This window comes from Azonexus sp. (assembly GCF_049652925.1).
GTDB lineage: Bacteria > Pseudomonadota > Gammaproteobacteria > Burkholderiales > Rhodocyclaceae > Azonexus.
The window spans coordinates 50,995-71,732 of record NZ_JBASFI010000023.1 but is presented as its reverse complement, the minus strand read 5'-3'; the positions used below and the strand labels follow the sequence as shown (position 1 = coordinate 71,732).

19 protein-coding genes are annotated in these 20,738 nt (G+C 60.7%); 12 read left to right on the top strand and 7 right to left on the bottom strand.

Features of this window, described 5'->3' with window-relative positions; all coding sequences use genetic code 11:
- Positions 1 to 270: 270 nt before the first annotated feature.
- The 4 genes from clpS to aceA all read left to right on the top strand — a co-directional run bounded on the left by clpS (position 271) and on the right by aceA (position 4,913).
- A complete protein-coding gene (gene clpS, locus WBK19_RS11575) occupies positions 271 to 579 on the top strand; it encodes an ATP-dependent Clp protease adapter ClpS (RefSeq protein ID WP_226400897.1) in 309 nt (102 codons plus the stop codon).
- Positions 579 to 2,840: an ATP-dependent Clp protease ATP-binding subunit ClpA gene (gene clpA / locus WBK19_RS11570; protein ID WP_511289850.1), complete on the top strand. Its 2,262-nt coding sequence runs from the start codon at positions 579 to 581 to the stop codon at positions 2,838 to 2,840. The genes clpS and clpA overlap by 1 nt, the downstream gene beginning before the upstream one ends.
- Positions 2,841 to 2,905: 65 nt before the next feature.
- A complete protein-coding gene (gene rraA, locus WBK19_RS11565; protein WP_511289848.1) occupies positions 2,906 to 3,397 on the top strand; it encodes a ribonuclease E activity regulator RraA in 492 nt (163 codons plus the stop codon).
- Positions 3,398 to 3,614: 217 nt separating this feature from the next.
- Positions 3,615 to 4,913 (top strand): isocitrate lyase, encoded by a 1,299-nt coding sequence (gene aceA / locus WBK19_RS11560; protein WP_494649515.1) that lies wholly within the window; start codon positions 3,615 to 3,617, stop codon positions 4,911 to 4,913.
- Between the two features lie 135 nt (positions 4,914 to 5,048).
- Here the strand turns inward: aceA and WBK19_RS11555 are convergent, their stop codons facing one another.
- Positions 5,049 to 5,402 (bottom strand): YbaN family protein, encoded by a 354-nt coding sequence (locus WBK19_RS11555; protein WP_511289846.1) that lies wholly within the window; start codon positions 5,400 to 5,402, stop codon positions 5,049 to 5,051.
- A gap of 5 nt (positions 5,403 to 5,407) precedes the next feature.
- The gene (locus tag WBK19_RS11550; protein ID WP_511289844.1) at positions 5,408 to 6,310 is read right to left on the bottom strand and encodes a LysR family transcriptional regulator; all 903 of its coding nucleotides are present in this window, start codon (positions 6,308 to 6,310) and stop codon (positions 5,408 to 5,410) included.
- A 113-nt stretch (positions 6,311 to 6,423) separates the two neighbouring features.
- Between WBK19_RS11550 and aceB the strand changes: the two genes are divergently transcribed.
- On the top strand, positions 6,424 to 8,022 hold the full coding sequence (gene aceB / locus WBK19_RS11545) for a malate synthase A (protein ID WP_511289842.1): 1,599 nt from the start codon (positions 6,424 to 6,426) through the stop codon (positions 8,020 to 8,022).
- 149 nt (positions 8,023 to 8,171) lie between these two features.
- Here the strand turns inward: aceB and WBK19_RS11540 are convergent, their stop codons facing one another.
- Both WBK19_RS11540 and WBK19_RS11535 read right to left on the bottom strand, forming a co-directional pair.
- Complete coding sequence (locus tag WBK19_RS11540; protein ID WP_511289840.1) at positions 8,172 to 9,167, bottom strand: aldo/keto reductase; 996 nt, start codon at positions 9,165 to 9,167, stop codon at positions 8,172 to 8,174.
- A 12-nt stretch (positions 9,168 to 9,179) separates the two neighbouring features.
- Positions 9,180 to 9,947 carry an SDR family NAD(P)-dependent oxidoreductase gene (locus WBK19_RS11535; protein ID WP_511289838.1) on the bottom strand — a complete coding sequence of 256 codons (768 nt, stop codon included), beginning with the start codon at positions 9,945 to 9,947 and terminating at the stop codon, positions 9,180 to 9,182.
- Positions 9,948 to 10,058: 111 nt separating this feature from the next.
- Between WBK19_RS11535 and WBK19_RS11530 the strand changes: the two genes are divergently transcribed.
- The 6 genes from WBK19_RS11530 (at position 10,059) to WBK19_RS11505 (ending at position 17,411) form a co-directional block, all read left to right on the top strand.
- Complete coding sequence (locus tag WBK19_RS11530; protein WP_511289836.1) at positions 10,059 to 10,949, top strand: LysR family transcriptional regulator; 891 nt, start codon at positions 10,059 to 10,061, stop codon at positions 10,947 to 10,949.
- Positions 10,950 to 11,219: 270 nt separating this feature from the next.
- On the top strand, positions 11,220 to 13,082 hold the full coding sequence (locus WBK19_RS11525) for a diguanylate cyclase (protein ID WP_511289834.1): 1,863 nt from the start codon (positions 11,220 to 11,222) through the stop codon (positions 13,080 to 13,082).
- 230 nt (positions 13,083 to 13,312) lie between these two features.
- On the top strand, positions 13,313 to 13,672 hold the full coding sequence (locus tag WBK19_RS11520; protein WP_511289832.1) for a CidA/LrgA family protein: 360 nt from the start codon (positions 13,313 to 13,315) through the stop codon (positions 13,670 to 13,672).
- Positions 13,669 to 14,397 (top strand): LrgB family protein, encoded by a 729-nt coding sequence (locus tag WBK19_RS11515; protein WP_511289830.1) that lies wholly within the window; start codon positions 13,669 to 13,671, stop codon positions 14,395 to 14,397. The genes WBK19_RS11520 and WBK19_RS11515 overlap by 4 nt, the downstream gene beginning before the upstream one ends.
- A gap of 6 nt (positions 14,398 to 14,403) precedes the next feature.
- Entirely contained in the window at positions 14,404 to 16,800 is a 2,397-nt protein-coding gene (locus WBK19_RS11510; RefSeq protein ID WP_511289828.1) for a PAS domain-containing sensor histidine kinase, read from the top strand.
- 50 nt (positions 16,801 to 16,850) lie between these two features.
- Positions 16,851 to 17,411, top strand: a complete 561-nt coding sequence (locus WBK19_RS11505) for a response regulator transcription factor (RefSeq protein WP_511290085.1) — start codon at positions 16,851 to 16,853, stop codon at positions 17,409 to 17,411.
- 6 nt (positions 17,412 to 17,417) lie between these two features.
- Here WBK19_RS11505 and WBK19_RS11500 read toward each other — a convergent pair whose 3' ends face one another.
- Both WBK19_RS11500 and WBK19_RS11495 read right to left on the bottom strand, forming a co-directional pair.
- On the bottom strand, positions 17,418 to 17,756 hold the full coding sequence (locus tag WBK19_RS11500; RefSeq protein WP_494649527.1) for a hypothetical protein: 339 nt from the start codon (positions 17,754 to 17,756) through the stop codon (positions 17,418 to 17,420).
- Positions 17,757 to 17,833: 77 nt separating this feature from the next.
- A complete protein-coding gene (locus WBK19_RS11495) occupies positions 17,834 to 18,874 on the bottom strand; it encodes an ankyrin repeat domain-containing protein (protein WP_511289826.1) in 1,041 nt (346 codons plus the stop codon).
- A gap of 37 nt (positions 18,875 to 18,911) precedes the next feature.
- Between WBK19_RS11495 and WBK19_RS11490 the strand changes: the two genes are divergently transcribed.
- Positions 18,912 to 19,454: an energy transducer TonB gene (locus WBK19_RS11490; RefSeq protein WP_511289824.1), complete on the top strand. Its 543-nt coding sequence runs from the start codon at positions 18,912 to 18,914 to the stop codon at positions 19,452 to 19,454.
- Positions 19,455 to 19,600: 146 nt separating this feature from the next.
- Here WBK19_RS11490 and WBK19_RS11485 read toward each other — a convergent pair whose 3' ends face one another.
- On the bottom strand, positions 19,601 to 20,680 hold the full coding sequence (locus WBK19_RS11485) for an ADP-ribosylglycohydrolase family protein (RefSeq protein ID WP_511289822.1): 1,080 nt from the start codon (positions 20,678 to 20,680) through the stop codon (positions 19,601 to 19,603).
- Positions 20,681 to 20,738 lie beyond the last annotated feature (58 nt).

Genomic DNA, 20,738 nt, shown 5'->3' with positions numbered 1-20,738 from the left:
TTGCAACTTTCTTACAAAAGACGAACAAATTTACGGGTCTCCCCGACTCCCTGTTTGAACTCAGTGACCCGGTGCATTGCAGCAACCTCGATACAGCTAGAAGCCAAACACGATTGCTTTCTACGCCAATCGAATTTTATCGTCAACAAGTTTCGATGCGGCGCCGCAGCAAATCAAGGGTCAGCAAATATTCCTCCTGGTCTGGAAATCGGCAGATTCGTCCCAATATTTTGTATTGCGGATTAAGACGGACTGTATAAAATCGAATGCATGGCGACAAAGGCTCAGGAAGGCGGACAACTAGCGGCGCAGCGCAGCAAGCTGGGGCCGCCGAAGATGTACAAGGTGCTGTTGTTGAACGACGATTACACGCCAATGGATTTCGTGATCACCGTTCTGCAGCGGTTTTTTTCTCTGGATACTGAACAAGCAACGCAAATCATGCTCAAAGTTCACAACGAGGGTCGTGGCGTCTGCGGGGTTTTCCCGCGGGACATCGCTGCAACCAAAGTTGAACAGGTCATTGCATTCGCACGCCAGCACCAACACCCGCTTGCCTGCATCATGGAGGAAAATTGATGATTGCCCAGGAACTCGAAGTCAGCCTGCACATGGCCTTCGTCGAGGCGCGTCAAAAACGCCACGAGTTCATTACCGTCGAACATCTGCTGCTGGCGCTGATCGACAACCCTTCTGCGGCCGAGGCCTTGCGCTCCTGTGGCGCCAAGACCGACACGCTGCGCAAGGATCTGACCAATTTCATCGATGAGCACACGCCGACAGTTTCTGGCGAGGACGACATCGATACGCAGCCAACGCTTGGTTTCCAGCGCGTCATTCAACGCGCCATCCTGCATGTCCAGTCTTCGGGCAAGAAGGAAGTTAACGGCGCCAACGTGCTGGTCGCCATCTATGGCGAGAAGGACTCACACGCGGTCTATTTCCTGCAGAAACAGGGCGTAACACGACTCGACGTCGTCAATTACATCTCGCACGGCATCAGCAAGGTTCCGCAGCAAGCCAAGGCTGCGCCGGAAGGCGAAGTTGAAACCGATGGCGAAAAAGCTGAAGCCGGGCCGCTTGAGCAATACACGATCAACCTCAATGCACTGGCACTGCAGGGCAAGATCGACCCGCTGATCGGCCGCGACAAGGAACTGGAGCGTGTTATCCAGACGCTGTGCCGCCGGCGCAAGAACAACCCGCTGTTGGTCGGCGAAGCCGGTGTCGGCAAGACGGCCATCGCTGAAGGGCTGGCCCGTAAAGTCGTCGAAGGCGAGGTACCGGAAATTCTTGCCAAGGCTAATGTCTATTCGCTGGACATGGGTTCGCTGCTGGCTGGCACCAAATACCGTGGTGACTTCGAGCAGCGCCTGAAGGGCGTTCTCAAGGCCTTGCAGGACAATCCGCACGCCATCCTGTTCATCGACGAAATCCACACGCTCATCGGCGCTGGCTCGGCTTCCGGCGGTACGCTGGATGCCTCCAATCTGCTCAAGCCAGCGCTTTCCTCGGGTCAGTTGAAATGCATTGGCGCGACGACCTACACCGAGTTCCGCGGCATTTTCGAGAAGGACAGCGCACTTTCCCGCCGTTTCCAGAAAATCGACGTCAATGAGCCCTCGGTTGCCGAAACCGTTGAGATCCTCAAAGGTCTGAAAGCCCGTTTCGAGGCCCACCACGGCATCAAGTATTCGGCCACGGCGATCACCTCGGCGGCTGAACTGGCCGCCCGTTACATCACCGACCGCCATCTGCCGGACAAGGCCATCGACGTCATCGACGAGGCTGGTGCAGCCCAGCGCATCCTGCCGAAATCGAAACAGAAAAAAGTCATCAACAAGACGGACATCGAGGAGATCGTCGCCAAGATCGCCCGCATCCCGTCGCAGCACGTAACGTTGGATGATCGCGGTGCGCTGAAAAATCTTGATCGCGACCTGAAAGCGGTCGTCTTCGGCCAGGACAAGGCCATCGACGCGCTGGCCAAGGCCATCAAGATGGCTCGCTCCGGCCTCGGCAATCCGGGCAAGCCGATTGGCTCCTTCCTGTTCAGCGGCCCGACCGGTGTCGGCAAGACGGAAGTGGCCAAGCAACTGGCCTATTGCCTGGGCGTCGAACTGCTCCGCTTCGACATGAGCGAGTACATGGAACGCCATGCCGTATCCCGCCTGATCGGCGCCCCGCCGGGCTATGTCGGGTTTGAACAGGGCGGCCTGCTCACCGAGGGCGTGACCAAGAAGCCGTATTGCGTGCTGCTCCTCGACGAGATCGAAAAGGCGCATCCGGATATCTTCAACATCCTGTTGCAAGTCATGGACCACGGTACGCTGACCGACAACAACGGGCGCAAGGCCGATTTCAGGAATGTGGTGATCATCATGACCACCAACGCCGGTGCAGCTGATCTGCAGAAATCGAGCATGGGCTTCACCAGTTCGAAACAGACCGGCGACGAGATGGTCGAGATCAAGCGGCTGTTCACGCCGGAGTTCCGCAATCGCCTGGACGCGACGATTTCCTTCAGCCCGCTCGATCACGAGGTCATCCTCCGTGTTGTCGACAAGTTCCTCATGCAGCTCGAGGAACAGTTGCATGAGAAGAAGGTGGAAGCCCATTTCACCGAGGCCGTGAAGGAACTGCTCGCCGAAAAGGGCTTCGATCCGCTCATGGGCGCCCGCCCGATGGCGCGACTGATTCAGGACACCATCCGTTCAGCGCTGGCCGACGAGTTGTTGTTTGGCAAACTGTCGAGCGGTGGCCGGGTCACGGTCGACCTCGACAAGGATGGCAAAATCAAACTCGATTTCGAGGAAGAAAAAGCCGAAGCCACCGTCTGAACGATTGCCATCCACCCCAAAAGCCGTGCAACATTGCACGGCTTTTTTATTTCGAGGATTCCAGCATGACCTTCAAGACCCCTGACCTTTGCGATGAATTCGAATCCGAACTGGGCAAAACCGTTCGCGTCGTTGCTCCGATGTTCCAGCGCTACGGTGGCCGCACGAGCTTTTCCGGCGAGATCGTCACACTGAAAATTTTCGAGGACAACTCGCTGGTCCGCGAAGCCTTTGCCGAGGACGGCAAGGGCAAGGTTCTCGTCATCGATGGCGGCGGTTCGCTGCGCTGTGCGCTGGTTGGCGACCAACTGGCCATCCTGGCGGCCAAGAACGGCTGGGCCGGGGTCGTTGTATACGGTTGCATCCGCGATTCGGGCGACATCAACGGCATCGACATCGGCGTCCGCGCCTTGAACACCCACCCGCAAAAGACGCTCAAGAAAGGTGTCGGCGACAAGAATATCGCTGTGACATTTGGCGGCGTGACCTTCAACCCGGGTGAATATCTGTACGCCGACGGGGATGGTGTCCTGGTCAGCAGCAAAACTTTGTGCTGACGCAGCGCGATATCATTTCATAAAAACAAACAGCGTTTTGCATCGTGAAATTTCGGTCACAAGATTCTGTTTTTATTTGAAATAATTTTGTCTTATGTCTTATATAAGACTGTTGCTGCCCCGCAAAAAAATCACTATACTTTCTTCCATCGGCACTGCACCATAGACACCCGGTTCTTCGCCGAAACCCCCAAACCAAATTACCTGAGGAATTCACATGAGCACTCGCGAACAGCAAATCGCCGCCCTCGAAAAAGACTGGGCTGAAAACCCCCGCTGGAAGGGCATCAAGCGCGGCTACTCCGCTGCTGACGTCGTCCGCCTGCGCGGCTCTTTCCAGGTCGAGCACACCCTGGCCCGTCGCGGCGCCGAGAAGCTCTGGGATCTGGTCAACAACACCCCCTACGTCAACTGCCTGGGCGCCCTGACCGGCGGTCAAGCCGTTCAGCAAGCCAAGGCTGGCATCAAGGCCATCTACCTGTCCGGCTGGCAAGTTGCCGCTGACAACAACGAATACGCCGCAATGTATCCGGACCAGTCCCTGTATCCGGTTGACTCAGTGCCGAAGGTTGTCGAGCGCATCAACAACGCATTCAACCGCGCTGATGAAATCCAGTGGTCGAAGAACATCAACGCCGGCGATGCTGGCCATGTTGAATACCACCTGCCGATCGTCGCCGACGCTGAAGCCGGTTTCGGCGGCGTGCTGAACGCCTACGAACTGATGAAGGCCATGATCCGCGCTGGCGCTGCTGGCGTGCATTGGGAAGACCAGCTGGCTTCCGTCAAGAAGTGCGGCCACATGGGCGGCAAGGTTCTGGTTCCGACCACCGAAGCCATCCAGAAGCTGATCGCTGCCCGTATGGCGTCTGACGTCTATGGCGTGCCGACCCTGGTTATCGCCCGTACCGATGCCGAAGCAGCCGACCTGCTGACCTCCGACTACGACGAGAACGACAAGCCGTTCCTGACTGGCGAGCGTACTGCCGAAGGCTTCTACAAGACCAAGAAGGGTCTCGACCAGGCTATCTCCCGCGCCATCGCTTACGCTGACTACGCCGACCTGGTGTGGTGCGAAACCGGCACGCCGGATCTGGAATTTGCCCGCAAGTTCGCCGAAGCCGTGCATAAGGTTCACCCGGGCAAGATGCTGGCCTACAACTGTTCGCCTTCCTTCAACTGGAAGAAGAACCTCGACGACGCCACCATTGCCAAGTTCCAGGTTGAACTCGGCGCCATGGGTTACAAGTACCAGTTCATCACCCTGGCTGGCATCCACAACATGTGGTACCACATGTTCGACCTGGCCCAGGACTACGCCAAGCGCGGCATGTCGGCCTACGTCGAGAAGGTTCAGGAGCCGGAATTCGCTGCTCGTGACCGTGGCTACACCTTCGTCTCGCACCAGCAGGAAGTTGGCACCGGTTACTTCGACGACGTCACCACCGTGATTCAGGGTGGCAAGTCCAGCGTTACCGCGCTGACCGGCTCGACCGAAGAAGAACAGTTCCACTAAGAAGCTCACAGCTTTGAATTGCCGCCCGACCGGGCGGCAAACGAAGGCCGACACTCACGAGGTGTCGGCCTTTTTCATTTCCGAACGATGATTGCTACGGTCAACCGGGAAAAATGGCCAAAATTCAAATCTGGCTCAAACCGAAGGACGCGTCCACATCCAGCTCAATACCGTGACGGCAACGACCAGCGGCACATAGCACCACGGCTCCGGCAGGCCAAACCAGCCGCCGATGGCACTGATCGCCATGAGGACCGTCGCCAGCCGCTTGGCAAAGAGCGGGATGGCGCCATGATCGCGCCAGGCGCGGATGGCGGGCCCGGCGCTCGGATGGGCCAGCAGCCTCGCTTCCCATTCCGGATGCGAGCGGGCGAAGAAATAGGCGGCGAGGATCAGGAAAGGCGTTGTCGGCAATAGCGGCAGTACAGCACCAATCACGCCGAGCACGACACAAAGTACGCCGAGGCCACGATAGACGGGTGTTTTCATGGTCCTCAGCGCAACTCCCAATAACTCGGCCGGCTGTAGGTTTCCTTGAGCAGGTCGATGAACAGCCGGACCCGCAGCGGCAGATGCTTGCGTTGCGGAAAAACGGCGTAGATACCCATCGGCGGCGCCTGCCAGGCGTCAAGTACAGAGGTCAGCCGGCCCTCCTTCAAATCCTGCCCGACTTCCCACAGCGAACGCCAGGCCAGGCCGCGCCCGGCCAGTGCCCATTCGTGCAGAACGGCGCCGTCGTTGCATTCGAAGCTGCCGCCCACCTTGATGGTATCGACCTGCCCACCGTCCGGATCGCGAAAGACCCAGCCGCGCTGCTGGCCGAGCGACAGGCATTCGTGGTTGGCCAGATCGGCCGGCTGGCGCGGAACACCATGGGCGACCAGATAGGCCGGGCTGGCGACAACCATCCGGCGCATTTCGCCGAGGCGGACGCTGATCAGGCTGGAATCGGTCAATTCACCGATGCGGATGGCGCAGTCGATGTTTTCATTGACGAGATCGACCAGCCGGTCACTGAGATTCAGATTGACCCGGACCTCCGGGTTGGCCAGCATGAAGTCGCCGACCAGCGGCGCGACATGCTGCCGCCCGAAGCCCGAGGGCGCCGACACCCGCAACTGCCCGCTGGCCCGCACGCTGCCGAGCGACACGGCCGCCTCGGCGTTGGCCAGATCGTTGAGCGTTTTCTGGCAATCTTCGAGAAAAGCCTGCCCTTCGAAAGTGATGGTCAACTTGCGCGTGGTGCGCAGCAATAATTTGACGCCGAGCCGCGTTTCCAGCGCGTCGAGCCGCCGGCCGATAATCGCTGGTGTGACGCCCTCGACCCGCGCCGCAGCCGACAGACTGCCCCGAGTAGCGGCCGAAACGAAGGCTTCGATCTGTTTCAGGCGGTCCATTTGATACCTATAGTAAAAGATGAATTGATTCTATCCGGCTTTCAAGTCTTATAGAAGAGTCATAGAATTCATTGCATCGCAGCATTCATTCATCCTTCACTCAGGAGTTCCTCATGGCCCTCAATCTACCGCAAGGCGTGCAAATCACCGGCCCGATCAAACCGGGTTACGAATCCGTTCTGACCTTCGAAGCCCTCGAACTGGTCGCCAAGCTGCACCGCGCCTGCGAAGCCCGTCGCCAGGAACTGCTCAAGGCCCGCGTCGCCCGCCAGGCCCGCATCGATGCTGGCGAAATGCCCGACTTCCTGCCGGAAACTGCCCACATCCGCGCCGGCGACTGGAAGGTCGCCCCGGTGCCGCCGGCCCTGCACTGCCGCCGCGTCGAAATCACCGGCCCGGTCGAAGCCAAGATGATCATCAACGCCTTCAACTCGGGCGCTGATTCGTACATGACCGACTTCGAGGATTCGAATTCCCCGAACTGGGACAACCAGATCCAGGGCCAGATCAACCTCTACAAGGCGATCCGCCGCGAACTCTCGTTCAAGGGCGACAACGGCAAGGAATACAAGCTCAACGACAAGATCGCCACCCTGCAGATCCGTCCGCGCGGCTGGCACCTCGATGAAAAGCACGTGCTCGTTGACGGCCAGCGCGTCGGCGGCGGCATTTTCGACTTCGCCGTCGTCTTCTTCCACAACGCCAAGGAACAGATCGCCCGCGGCGCCGGCCCCTTCTTCTATCTGCCGAAGATGGAAAGCCACCTCGAAGCCCGCCTGTGGAACGACATCTTCGTCATGGCCCAGGACCACATCGGCCTGCCGCAAGGCACCATCAAGGCCACCGTGCTGGTCGAAACCATCCTCGCCACCTTCGAGATGGAAGAAATCCTCTACGAACTGCGCGAGCATTCGGCTGGTTTGAACGCCGGCCGCTGGGACTACATCTTCTCCTGCATCAAGAAGTTCAAGAAGAACAAGGACTTCTGCCTGGCCCAGCGCGGCGCCATCACCATGGAAGTGCCCTTCATGCGCTCCTACGCCCTGGCGCTCGTCCAGGCTTGCCACAAGCGCGGCGCCCCGGCGATGGGCGGCATGTCGGCCCTGATTCCGATCAAGAACGACCCGGTCGCCAACGAAAAGGCCCTCGCCGGCATCCGTCACGACAAGACGCGCGACGCCAACGACGGCTACGACGGCGGCTGGGTGGCTCACCCAGGTCTCGTGCCGATCGCCATGGAAGAATTCGTCAAGGTCCTCGGCGACAAGCCGAACCAGTTCGGCAAGCAGGTCGAAGGCAAGTTCGGCCCGGCCCAGTGGCTCGACTTCCAGCCGAGCACCCCGATCACCGAAGCCGGCCTGCGCAACAACATCAACGTCGGCATCCATTACCTTGGCTCCTGGCTGGCCGGCAACGGCTGCGTGCCCATCCACAACCTGATGGAAGATGCGGCCACCGCCGAAATCTCCCGTTCGCAGGTCTGGCAATGGGTCGTTTCACCGAAGGGCATCCTCGACGACGGCCGCAAGGTCACCGAAGAGATGGTCCGCCCGATGATCGCCGAGGAACTGGCCAAGGTTAAGGTCACCGTTACCGCCCAGGGCGAAGACACGGCAACCTACGATCAGGCAGCAGTCATCTTCGACAAGATGTCGCTGACCCCGGAATACCCGGAATTCCTGACCCTGCCGCTGTACGAGGCGATGGAATAAGCAGTACCCGAGAGAGGCGCCTCAGACGCCCAACCTCGACAGAGAAGCTGGAAGAAAAACGCCGGGGAAACCCGGCGTTTTTTGTCGACCCGGATGCGCTTAAAAGCCAACTCCGTTCGCAATTTGAGCACAGAGAGCCGAGCCGCTTCCTATGATTCAAGCCCCACCATACCCGCATCCGGATAGCGTTGGCCGGCGACCTGGGCCGGATCGAAAAGCCGATCAAGCTCGGCGATTTCCGACGAGCTCAAAGTGAGGTTGGCGGCTTCAGCATTTTGTTCGAGGTAGGCGATACGTCGGGTGCCCGGAATGGGGATGACGTGCCGATGTTTGCAGAGCAGCCATGCCAGGGCGACTTGGGCATTGCTCAGGCCACGCGCCGAGGCGAAGGCAGCAAGTTGTTCAACAAGCAGTCGGTTGGCGTGTTCAGCTTCGCCCTGAAAACGCGGATTGGTTTTGCGGAAATCATTGTCGGCCAGCTCCTCAGGCTTGACCGTACCGGTCAGAAAGGCGCGACCAAGCGGGCTGTAGGCAACGAAGCTGGCACCGAGCTCGGCGCAGGTGGTGAGCATGTCGCGCTCAGGATCACGCGTCCATAACGAATATTCGCTTTGCACGGCGGCGATCGGATGCACGGCGCTAGCTAGCCGCAGCGTCTTGGCCGAGACTTCGGAAAGACCGATCTGGCGGACTTTTCCAGCTGCGACCAGGTTGGCCATGGCACCCACCGTTTCCTCGATGTGCACTTCCGGGTTGCGCCGATGGCAGTAATAGAGGTCGATCTGCTCAACGCCGAGGCGTTGCAGCGAAGCGTCACAGGCGCTCCGGATGTAGGCTGGGCTATTGTCGATGCGCCGTTCGTACTTGCCGGACTGGCGGACAATGCCGAACTTGCTGGCAATCACCACCTGCTGTCGTCGCGCCGGGCCGCCTTCCTTGAGAAAACGTCCGATCAGGCTTTCATTGTGGCCAAATCCGTAGGTGTCGGCGCTGTCGAAGAAATTGATACCGAGCTCGAGCGCCCGGGCCAGCGTGCGCAAGGACTCGGCATCGTCGCTGGCACCGTAGAACTCGCTCATTCCCATGCAGCCGAGTCCGATGGCGGAGACAGGCTGCTGTTGCGGACCAAGGAAGCGTGTTTGCATGTTGATAACCCTTTACTGAACCGTGTAGCCGCCATCGACGGCAAAACCCTGACCGTTGATGTAACTGGCCGCCGAAGAAAGCAGGAAGAGCACGGGGTTGGCGATTTCCTCGGGCTGACCGGGACGGCCCGCCGGGCTGGTCTTGAGCGTGGCTTCCAGATTTTCCAGACCGCCGAAACCGATTTCGGCCATCGGCGTGACGATCGGTCCGGGATTGACCGCATTGACCCGGATGCCCTGCTGAAAACCTTCGAGCGCCGCACTGCGGGTCAGCCCGAGCACAGCGTGCTTGCTGGCCGTGTATGGCGAAAAATTTGCGAAACCGATCTGGGCAACGACGGAGGCGGTATTGACGATGGACCCGCCGCCGGTTTTCAGCATCGCGGCCATTTCATACTTGAGCGACCAGAACACGCCGTATACGTTGGCCTGCATGACTTCGGCGAAATCGGCGCTGGTCAGTTCATGAATCGGCGCCACCTTGCCCAGCACGCCGGCATTATTGAAGGCACCGTCCAGTCGGCCAAAGTGGGCGACTGTTGTTGCCACGGCGTTCTGGATATCGGCTTCGACGGTGACATCGGTCCGGATGGCGATGGCGTCGCCGCCGGCGGCGCGAATCTGCATCACCAGATTTTCAAGCGCATCCAGACGGCGAGCGGCCAGTGCCACCTTGGCCCCGGCCCGGCCGAGCGCCAGGGCAGTAGCGGCGCCGATGCCGGACGAGGCGCCAGTAACAAGGATGGTTTTGCCCGACAAGTCGGCCAGAATATTTTGCATGTTGTTCTCCGTTGCAGGGTTGGGGATATGACAGCAAGCAGCCTACTCCCGGGCCAACTGTGCAACAATCCGCATACTGTTTGATAGGCTATTGAGCAAATCTCATCAATCATGAACCTCGCCAGTCTTGCCGACCTCCAGTCATTTGCCGCCGTGGCGCGCTTGCGCAGCTTTCGCAAGGCTGCCACCGAACTTGGCGTTTCACCGTCAGCCCTGAGCCATGCCTTGCGCGGTCTGGAAGCCCGACTCGGCGTCCGTCTGCTCAACCGGACAACGCGCAGCGTGGCGCCGACCGAGGCCGGCCAACGCCTGCTCGACCGGCTGTCGCCCGCCTTGCAGGATATCCATGGCGCGCTGGACGAGGTCAATGCCTTTCGCGAATCGCCACTCGGCACGCTGCGCATCAACGCGCCGCGTGCCGCTTGCGAGCTGGTTCTGGCGCCGATGCTCGGGCGCTTTCTGGAAGCCAACCCGGGCATGCGCATCGAATTGGTGGCCGACGATGCCTTCGTCGATATCGTCGCCACCGGCTTCGATGCGGGCGTTCGCTTCGGCGAAAGTCTGCAGCAGGATATGGTGGCCGTGCCGCTCGGCCCGGCCCAGCGTTTTGTCGTGGTTGCCTCGCCCGATTATCTGGCGGCGCATGGCACGCCCAGTTGCCCACGTGAATTGCAGCAGCACCGCTGTATTCGCATCCGTTTTCCCAACGGCAGTTTTTATCGCTGGGAATTCGCCCGCGGCAGCGAGCAGTTTGAAATCGAGGTCGACGGGCCGGTCGCCGTCGGCCAAATGCCGCTGATGATCACGGCCGCAGAACAGGGCCTCGGGCTGGCCTATGTTTATGCCCAGTATGCGGCGGCGCCGGTAGCCGACGGCCGGCTGAAAACAGTGCTTGACGACTGGTGCCCGGAAATTCCCGGCTTTTACCTGTACTACCCGAGCCGCAAACTGATGCCGGCCGGGTTGAAAGCCTTTGTCGACATGCTGCGGGTATTGCCCTGACCCAGCCAGAACAATCCCGTGAGCAACGAGGGAGTCCGGGACGCAAGTAACCAATTGCTACGGTCAACCGGAAAAAATGGCCAAAAATGAAATCCGATTCATCACTTTTTGATGATATTCAAGGCCTTGGACGCTCTTTGCCGCCGCCCAGGTTGACCTTGATCAAACAACCTGCCATCTCCTAGTCAAATCGTATAAGTCCGGATTGCCCAAAATACGCCTTAAGCCATAATCACGCACTGAAAAATCCCCCGTCCGGAAATCGCTGCCGTGAATCTCAACGCAAAAGTCACTTTCTTTTTTGTCAGTATTTTTGCCGGCTTGCTGGCCGTACTCCTCGCCATCAGCCTGTACGCTTTCCGCAACTTCTCCATTGCCTCGGCGACGGATCACATCCGGACTGCTGGTGAAATCGTCCGTGTGCACCTGACTGAATCGATGATCAACGGCGTCATCGACAAGCGCGAGAGCTTTCTGCGCCGCCTGGTCGAAGTCCAGGGACTGAAGTCGGCGCGGGTCATCCGCTCGACCGAAGTCGAAAAACAGTTCGGCAAGGGCCTGATCCAAGAAGCTGCCGTAGATGATCTGGAACGGCAGGTTCTCAAGGAAGGTAAGCCACGTTTCGAGGTCATCAAACAGGGCGATGAAACCGTCTTCCGCGGCATCATTCCCTATATCGCCACGGCCAGTGGCAATCCGAACTGCCTGCAATGCCACCAGGTCAGCGAAGGCGCCGTACTTGGCGCCGTCAGCATGAGCATGTCGATCGAAGGTCTGCGCGAGAAGGCGCTGATCACGGTGGCCGGCATCGGCCTCGTCGTCGCCTTCTTCGCGCTACTGCTCGTTTTGCTGCTGCGCCGCCTGTTGCGCCCCATTTCGGATACCGCCAACGCTGTCGAAGACGCCGTTCAGCGCGCCCTGCGTGGTGATTTCAAGGCGCATGTCGAGAAAAAGACCAACGACGAAATCGGCCAGATCGCGACCGACATGAACCGCTTGCTGACCTTCCTCGACGATGGCCTGAACCGCATCGGCACCAATGTCGCCCGCCTCACCGAACGCACCCCGGCCCCCGGCGAAAACCTGCTGACGGCGACCATCGACATGGTCGACGGGCTAACCAAGGCCGCGCACTTCAAGCAAGCCATCGAAGAAGACGAAGTCAAGAACGAGATCTACCAGCGCCTCTCCGTCGCCCTGCAGGAGGAGTTCAAGCTGCGTGAATTCTCCTTGTATGAGGTCAGCAGCAACAAGAAACAAATGAAGGCGATCATGGTCGATGGCCAAATTGCCGATACCTGCCGCTGGTGCGACCCGCAGATCCTGATCCGCCCCGAAGCCTGCCGCGTCCGGCGCACCGGCCATCTCGTCGACAGCATCAGCAGCCCGGACATCTGCTACTCGTTCCAGCCGCCGGCCGAACTGGGCGAACGGCGTCATGTCTGCTTCCCTGTCATCCAATCCGGTGCCGTTGGCAGCGTCGTTCAACTGATGACGACCCCGGAAAAATCAGCCGAGTTGCTCAGCCAAATTCCCTTTATCAACGTTTACCTGCGGGAAACCGCGCCGGTACTCGAAACCAAGCGGCTCATGGAAAACCTGCGTGACTCCACACTGCGCGATCCGATGACCGGCCTCAACAACCGCCGCTTCCTCGAGGAATACGTCGAGACCCTGGTCTCCAGCGTGCAGCGCAAACGTACCCATGTCGCCATCCTGATGCTCGATCTTGACTACTTCAAGATGGTCAACGACACCTATGGCCACGATGCCGGCGACGCTGTACTGAAGGCATTGTCGACACTGCTCAAGCAGTCGGTGCGCGCTTCCGACCTGGTCATCCGCTATGGCGGCGAGGAATTCCTGATCATCCTGATCGACAGCGAGGGCGAAGCGGCCGACCATGTCGCCGAAAAAATCCGCCTCGCCGTCGAAAGCCTGAAAGTACAGGTAGCCGGCATCACGCTGCAAAAGACCATCTCGATCGGCATTGCCGATTTCCCGACCGACAGCGACACCTTCTGGCAGGCCGTCAAGTTTGCCGACGTGGCGATGTACCAGGCCAAAGACCAGGGGCGCAATCGGGTCGTCCGGTTCAATCCGGCTATGTGGACTGACAACAAGGAATATTGAGCCAGGAGCCGGTCATTCCCGCGATAGCGGGAATCCTGTTCGTAACATGGACTCCCGCTTCGCCCGCCGCGAAGCGGAGTCCCGGGTGTGTCGAGGCCGCGGGAGTGACGAGTTGTTTAATTTGCCAACTCAATACCCCAGATACAAGATAAAGCGACTTTTTCACCCGTTATCAAAACTTAACTGAGCCAATACACTGGCAGCCTTCCCTAATTTACTGGAGGCTGCCTGTGATTTCCGCCCTCTCCGCCCTGCTCGTTTTCCAGTTGGCCGGCGAAGTTCTCGCCCGCTCGCTCGATCTGCCCATCCCCGGCCCGGTCATCGGCATGCTCATGCTCTTTGTCGCGCTCGTCCTGCGCGGCGGCCCGGGCGAAGAGTTGCAGACGACCAGCCAGAACCTGCTGCAACACCTCTCGCTGCTCTTCGTCCCAGCCGGCACCGGCATCATGGTCCATCTCCACCGGGTGTCCGACGAATGGTTGCCGCTGCTCGTCTCGCTGCTGGTCAGCACGCTGGCTACTCTGGTCGTCACCGCGCTGGTCATGAAGCTCTGCCAGCGCTCGCCCGCTGCAACGGGAGAAATGCCATGACCCAGGAAATCAGCCAGATCTGGGTCTACCTTTCAGCCTCGCCACTGCTCGGGCTGACCATCACGCTGCTCGCCTACCAGGCCGCCTTCGCGCTCTACCGGCGCTCCGGCAACAACCCGCTGGCCAACCCGGTGCTCATCGCCGTTTTCATTTTGGTGCTGTTTTTGACGTTGACCGTGACATCGTATGAAACCTACTTCGCCGGTGCCCAGTTCGTGCATTTCCTGCTCGGCCCAGCCACCGTGGCGCTGGCCATCCCGCTCTACACGCAATTCAAGCGCGTCCGCTCAATGCTACTGCCAGTACTTGCCGGGCTGTTCGCCGGCAGCCTGACTGCCATCGTCTCGGCCGTGCTGGTGGCCCGCCTGCTCGGCGCCAGTGCCTCGACCCAGCTCTCGCTCGCCCCCAAGTCGGTGACGACGCCGATTGCCATGGGCATCGCCGAACGGATCGGCGGCATTCCGTCGCTGACGGCAGTGCTGGTCATCATCACCGGCATCCTCGGCGCCGTTGGCGCGCGCTTCGTGTTCGACGCCATGAAGGTGCGCGACCCGGCCATTCGCGGCTTCGCCATCGGCATCGCCTCGCACGGCATCGGCACAGCGCGGGCCTTTCAGGTTAATGAACAAAGCGGTGCCTTTGCCGCGCTGGCCATGGGCATGAACGGGGCGCTCACCGCCCTGCTCGTGCCCTGGATTGCCACATATCTCATCAACATAGGGTAAGTACCTATGGCCGATGCCGCCCGGGCAGCGAAGAATTTGGCCATGCTCATGCGCCCTCCTCTTCCTCAGCCGAAGCACACCCGGCTATGGCTCGCGCCCTACGTCGCCATCGGCATATTCGCCCTGGCCATGCTGGTCCTCACCGCCCTGCTCCAGTGGCGCGAACTGGACACGGCGCGCTCGGCCCTGGAAGGCGACATGCACTGGGCAGAACGGACCATCGAAAACCGCCTGCACGCGCATCAGGACTTTCTCGGCGAACTGGGCCGCGAGCAGGAATTCAAGCAGCTGACTTATGAGGCTTTCCAGGTCAAGGCCAGCCGTTATGCGCGCGAGGCGCCGGAAATCCAGGCGATCATCTGGGTTGATACCGACGGCAAGGTCGAATGGGTCGCCCCCAATGAATCAACGGCGGTCTTCGTCGGCGAACAACTGACCGGCGAGCGCCTGGCCGCCCTCCAGGAAGCCCTGCGCGTACGCAGCGCAGTGGTTTCGCCGGATTATCGTGACACCACGCAGCGCCCGGCGCACGACATCATCCACCCGGTGCAGCGCGGCAGCGCCGATCTCGGCGCCTTCATCGCCCTCCAGTCGATGGAAACGCTACTGCGCACGACCTTGCCGACCCTCTTCACGACCCGCTACAGCCTGACTGTAGTCGACGCGAAAAATCGCGAGGTCCTCAGCAATTCGTCAGTCAAACCGACCGACCGCCAGGTTTCGGGGCAGATCAGCCTCGACCTGCCCAACAACCGCCTCGGCCTCAACATCGTCGCCTACCGCGTCGGCGGCGCCTGGCTGCCCTTCGTGCCGGCGGCGCTGATTATCGTGCTGACGCTGATCGCTTCGGTGACGCTGATCCAGCTCCGCCGCCATGCCCAGCATCGCGCCGAGACCGAAGAAGAACTGCGCACCGCCTACGCCTTTCGCCAGGCCATGTCGCAATCGCTGATCACCGGCCTGCGCGCCATCGATCTCGAAGGCCGGATCACCTTCGTCAATGCCGCCTTCTGCCGGATGACCGGCTTCGACGAAAGCGAGCTGGTCGGCATCAAGCCACCTTACCCGTATTGGCCGCCCGAGGAATTCGACCGCCTGCAGAACAACATCGACACCGCGCTGGCCGGACAGGCGCCGGGCAGTGGCTTCGAGATGCGCATCATGCGCAAGAGCGGCGAACGCTTCGACGTGCGCCTCTATTTTTCGCCATTGATCGGCACCAACGGCCAGCAGATCGGCTGGATGGCCTCGATGAACGACATCACCGAGCCGAAGCGCATTCGCGTCGAACTCGAACGCGCCCATGAGCGCTTTGTCACAGTCATCGACGGTCTCGACTCGGCGGTGCACGTCGCCGACGTGCAAACCGGCGAAATCCTCTTTGCCAATCGCGCCTTCCAGAACATCTTCGGCTTCGACAGCGTCGGCCAGAACTCGGCGCAGGTCACCGCGGCCTGCCGGCCGCCGCCTGATCAGCTGGCCCGCGACCCACAGCAGATCGGCGCCGATGAGCTGCCCTGCGAACTGTTCGATGGTGAGCTCCAGCACACCCTGTCCGGCCACTGGTATCACCTGCATGAACGCGCCATCCGCTGGGTAGACGGGCGCACCGTGCGCGTCCAGATCGGCGCCGACATCACCGACCGCAAGCACATCGACGAGGTTAATCTGCAGCAGCAGAAGCGCCTCGAACAGACCTCGCGCCTGATCACCATGGGCGAAATGGCCTCGTCGCTGGCCCATGAGCTGAACCAGCCGCTGTCGGCCATCGCCAACTACTGCGCCGGTTGCGTCAAGCGCATGCAGGCCGGCAATTACCGCATTGATGACATCCTCGCCGCCATGCAGAAGGCTTCCGACCAGGCCGAGCGGGCCGGCAAGATCATCCGCCGCATGCGCGACATGGTGAAGAAAGGCGACCCCAACCGGCAGCCCATCGCCCTCGAGGAACTGGTCGACGAAACGCGCGCCTTTGCCGATATCGATGCCCAGCGCACCGGCACGCAGATCGTTGTCGACCTGCCTGAAAATTTGCCCAAAATCGTCGTCGACCGCATCATGATCGAGCAGGTGCTGCTCAACCTGTTCAAGAACGGCATCGAAGCGATGAGCGACGTCCCGGTCGAGCGCCGACTGCTGACCCTGCAGGCCAGGCGCGTCGACGAGCGCATGCTGGAAATCACCGTGGCCGACCAGGGTCACGGCCTGGCCGAGGAAGACATCGAAAAGATTTTCGCCCCGTTCTACACAACCAAGGCCGAGGGCATGGGCATCGGCCTGGCGATCTGCCGCTCGATCATCGAGTTTCATCAGGGGCGACTGTGGGTCGAGCCACGGCGCGAGGGTGGTACCGTGTTCCACTTCACCGTACCGATCGAAGAAATTGGCGAGGAGAACGACTAGTGATCAATGTTCTGACGCAAACGATTTACGTCGTCGACGACGACGAGGCCATGCGCGACTCGATGACCTGGCTGCTCGAGGGAGAAGGCTATGTCGTCGCCTGCTTCGACTCGGCCGAGAGCTTTCTCAAGGCCCGCCGCGACGACATGCGCGGCTGCCTGATCCTCGACGTGCGGATGCCGGAAATGAGCGGCCTCGAACTGCATGAAAAACTCGACGCCCTCGGCTCCGAATTACCGGTCATCTTCGTCACCGGTCACGGCGACGTGCCGATGGCCGTCTCGGCGCTGCAACGTGGCGCCTGCGATTTCATCGAAAAGCCCTTCCACAACGAGGATCTGCTGTCGCGCATCGTCCGCGCCCTTGAGCTGGACGCCCAGCTATCGGCCCGCCGCCAGCGCAACGGAGCGATCAGCCACCGCCTCGATCAGCTGACCCAGCGTGAAAGCGAAGTCATGAAACTGGTCGTCGCCGGCAAGCTCAACAAGCAGATCGCCGACGAACTGAACATCAGCATGAAAACCGTCGAAGCCCACCGGGCGCGGGTCATGGAGAAAATGGGTGTGCGCACGCTGGCCGAACTGGTCAAGGCCGTGGTGACGGTAAATTGAAAACGCTCAGAGCGGGATGATGTCGTCGCCGCCGGTGCCGAAGTGGCCTTCGTAATGCTTGAGCTGGCGAACTTCCTTGCGGCGCAGCAGCTTTTCCTGAACCTTGGGCGGCAGGTCGGTGAACATGATCAGGTCCTTGGCGATGAGCAGTTCGATGGTGTCTTCGATGACTCGCACAAAGTCGCGGTCGAGTTCATGGAGTTCGTTCTGCCGCCAGCGCTCGTGGATGAACTGCAGGACATCGGGATGATCGGCCGGCAAGGCTTCGCTGGCGTCGCCGAGGGGCATCGGATGCGCTTCGCAAATGTTGCCCTTGCTATCTCTTGCCACGTAAAGCATGCCCATTCCTCTCTCGATTGATCGACGCAGTCTGCATTAGCTGATCGTGATTTGCAATTCATCCCGGCCGAAAAGGCACGGTATCAGTAGTTCCTGATCGGGGCCTTGATCGGCATTTTCGGCGTGCCGAAATAGGTCGCCGGTGGCGCCTTGAAGCCGACCGCCTTGCCTCCATCCTTGCCTTTCTGGTCGGTCACGATCGTCGCCGACTGATCTTGCGGCTTATTGCGGCTGGCGGTAATTTCCATCGTCACCGCCCGCGCCGGCATCGGCCGGTCCATTTCAGCCCGCACGATGCGTACGCGTTCGGTGGCGATCCGCTTGTCGATGACATCCGTCGACATGCTCCGCTCGACGAGCTTTTCACGCATGTTGAGCAAATCCTCGAGCTCCTTCGAGCTGCGCATCGAACGTACCGGCGCCCCCCATTTTTCCTTGGGCTGACTGACCGCAATGTTGAATTCTTCCGGATTGCTCACCATGCGCGCCAGCTCCAGCCGGTCGTGGCGCATCGCCCACTCCAGCGCGCCGTCGCCCCAATCGTTCTTCGGTGTCCGGTCGGCCCCTTTCTCGATGAGTTGCCGGGCCAGCCCCTGATGGCCTTCATACACCGCCATCATGAGCACGCTGGAACCGTTGGTGCTCAGGGCGTTGATGTCCGCCCCCTGGCCAATCAGAAAATCGGCCAATTCCCTGTGCCCGGCGAAAACCGCGTAATGCAGCGCCGACCATTGCCGGGCCGGCGCGTTGATGCGCGCCCCGCGTTCAAGCAGCCATTTGACGGTATCCAGATTGCCGCGCCAGGCTGCCAGCGCGATGGCCGATTCGCCATTCGAGTTCAGTTTGTTGATGTCGGCGCCGCGCGACAGGAACAGACGCATGAGGTCCGGCTTGCCTTCCCAGGCACCGATCATCAGGCCCGAACCGATCCGGCTGCCCATGAAATCGGGCGGCAGACCGGCATCGAGCCAGCTTTCCGCCTGACCGACATCGCCGAGCTCCATGCGGACGGTGAAGCGCACCGGGTCGGGCAAGGCATCGGCCGAAAAAACCGGCGCCGAAGCCGACAGCAAAAACCCTATCGCGCTTATCATGGCAAGCCGTCGTTTTACAGTTAGTTTCATTGCGTATCCATTGCCTCAGGCCAGCCCCCATTTTCTCATGACCCGGATCGATTACCGGCTTTTTGCGGCGCTGGCGCTGTCGCTCTCCCTGCACCTATTGCCGCTGCTGCCAGATTTCAATTTTGAGCAAAATTTCCGGTTGACCGTGGCACCGCTGAGCGCCGAGTTGCGGCCGCCCCCGGTGCCGGCTTCAACACCGCCGCTCAGCCTGCCGGAACAACCCAAGCCGGCCAGTGAACCAACGCCAAAGACGCCCAGGCCAGCATTGGCAAAGTCAGCCGAAAAAACCGACTCCCCCGCCCAAAAAACCTGGACCCAGGCCGTCCGCGAACACCTAAAGAAACTCGACACCGCCGGTCAGTTCTACCCGGCCGACGCCATCGCCCGCGGGCTGGAAGGCGAAGTTCTCGTCCTCCTCATCATCGACGAAGCCGGCAAAGTCAGCGCCGCCCGCGTCGAACAAGGCAGCGGCCACCTCCTTCTCGACGAAGCCGCCCTGCGCGCCGTCCGCTCCCTGCAATCCCTGCCCGCCGACGCCCCGCGCCAGGTCGTTCTGCCGGTGCGCTTCCGGCTGCGCTGATTAACTGGGGCGGAATTACGTGCGATTGGGACGTTTACGGACCGCCAGTGGTGTTGCTTTCGTCGTCGGCGTGGCGATCACGCTCATTGAAGGTGTTTTCACCAAATGACACCTGAGACTTTGACAAAGGCGCGCGCCGTCCGGCGCTAGCCAATCGTCTGACTCGCCAGTTTCCCCGCCAACTCCAGCAACTCAGCGCCATTGTCCAGTCCATCAACGAAGCGCTGCGGAATTCCCGAGAGTCCGGTTTGGGCCCCGGCGAGGGCGCCGGCGAGGATGGCGCGGGCCTGGTTTTGGCCGCCGCCGTTGACGGCATGGAGGACCGCAGACTCGAAGTCATCGGAAAACCGCGCGGCCAGGTAGTAGGCGGCCGGGAACTGGTGATAAACGGCGCAGGGCATGCCATAGACGAGCGACACTTTCCAGGCCGGTTCGATGCGAATGTCGGGATCAATGGCGGCCAGGGCAATTGAAGATTGACTGAGCAGCGCATCCGGTGAGGGAAAACGTCCGGCCGTTGGTGCTTCTGCCTGACCGGGGCGCGGCGCCTGCAAATTGCCGCTGGTCACGGCGTGGAAGGGCAATTCGCCTGTTTTGACCCGGGCCATCAGTTTGTCCGAGATACCTGAATCGAGGGCGTTGCCTTCAACCAGCATGCCGAGCACGGCGCCGAAGGCGACGGTCATGGCGACGACGGTTCCATCGGTCTGGGTCAGCACGGTATTTCGGGTGACGCTGGCGGCGAGTTCGGCTGGCTGAAGGGCGTAGCGGATGGCGATGGCCAGCGTTCGCTCGGCGGCTTCCGTGGTGTCCGCATTGCCGCCGACCTCCCCCCAGGGCAAGCCTGATTCAACCCGCTTGCGCCATGCCTCGCGAATTGACTGACTGGTATAGCCGCCCGGCCCGTTCATCGGCGTACCGTCGAGCAGCGGGAAGAATGCAGTGTCCATCCGGCGACAGAAATCCGCCTCGTCGTAGCCGCCACAGGCCACCAATGACTCGACGGTCAGTTTGAGCAGCAGACCGGATTGGGAAAGCTGCCCGGCCTGCATGCCGGCGTGATAGCGGCCCGCTTTGGGCGTCGTGTAGTCGCTGATCCACGGGCCGTAGTCGGCGCGGAGCGCATTGAGGTCGTAGTACCAATGCGGGCCAAGGGCCAGGGCGTCGCCGATGAAGGCGCCCATCAAGGCGCCGATGGCGCGATCTTCGAGCGAGTGTGCGGACATGGCTGGGGCCTCGTGGTTAGATCGAATCGATTGTAGAGACGTTTTCGGCGGGATTTGG

Bases quoted from the DNA above. Each gene is read 5' to 3' on its own strand.
- clpS (WP_226400897.1), top strand. From the start codon at position 271: ATGGCGACAAAGGCTCAGGAAGGCGGACAACTAGCGGCGCAGCGCAGC.
- clpA (WP_511289850.1), top strand. From the start codon at position 579: ATGATTGCCCAGGAACTCGAAGTCAGCCTGCACATGGCCTTCGTCGAG.
- rraA (WP_511289848.1), top strand. From the start codon at position 2,906: ATGACCTTCAAGACCCCTGACCTTTGCGATGAATTCGAATCCGAACTG.
- aceA (WP_494649515.1), top strand. From the start codon at position 3,615: ATGAGCACTCGCGAACAGCAAATCGCCGCCCTCGAAAAAGACTGGGCT.
- WBK19_RS11555 (WP_511289846.1), bottom strand. From the start codon at position 5,402: ATGAAAACACCCGTCTATCGTGGCCTCGGCGTACTTTGTGTCGTGCTC.
- WBK19_RS11550 (WP_511289844.1), bottom strand. From the start codon at position 6,310: ATGGACCGCCTGAAACAGATCGAAGCCTTCGTTTCGGCCGCTACTCGG.
- aceB (WP_511289842.1), top strand. From the start codon at position 6,424: ATGGCCCTCAATCTACCGCAAGGCGTGCAAATCACCGGCCCGATCAAA.
- WBK19_RS11540 (WP_511289840.1), bottom strand. From the start codon at position 9,167: ATGCAAACACGCTTCCTTGGTCCGCAACAGCAGCCTGTCTCCGCCATC.
- WBK19_RS11535 (WP_511289838.1), bottom strand. From the start codon at position 9,947: ATGCAAAATATTCTGGCCGACTTGTCGGGCAAAACCATCCTTGTTACT.
- WBK19_RS11530 (WP_511289836.1), top strand. From the start codon at position 10,059: ATGAACCTCGCCAGTCTTGCCGACCTCCAGTCATTTGCCGCCGTGGCG.
- WBK19_RS11515 (WP_511289830.1), top strand. From the start codon at position 13,669: ATGACCCAGGAAATCAGCCAGATCTGGGTCTACCTTTCAGCCTCGCCA.
- WBK19_RS11510 (WP_511289828.1), top strand. From the start codon at position 14,404: ATGGCCGATGCCGCCCGGGCAGCGAAGAATTTGGCCATGCTCATGCGC.
- WBK19_RS11505 (WP_511290085.1), top strand. From the start codon at position 16,851: ATGCGCGACTCGATGACCTGGCTGCTCGAGGGAGAAGGCTATGTCGTC.
- WBK19_RS11500 (WP_494649527.1), bottom strand. From the start codon at position 17,756: ATGGGCATGCTTTACGTGGCAAGAGATAGCAAGGGCAACATTTGCGAA.
- WBK19_RS11495 (WP_511289826.1), bottom strand. From the start codon at position 18,874: ATGAAACTAACTGTAAAACGACGGCTTGCCATGATAAGCGCGATAGGG.
- WBK19_RS11490 (WP_511289824.1), top strand. From the start codon at position 18,912: ATGACCCGGATCGATTACCGGCTTTTTGCGGCGCTGGCGCTGTCGCTC.
- WBK19_RS11485 (WP_511289822.1), bottom strand. From the start codon at position 20,680: ATGTCCGCACACTCGCTCGAAGATCGCGCCATCGGCGCCTTGATGGGC.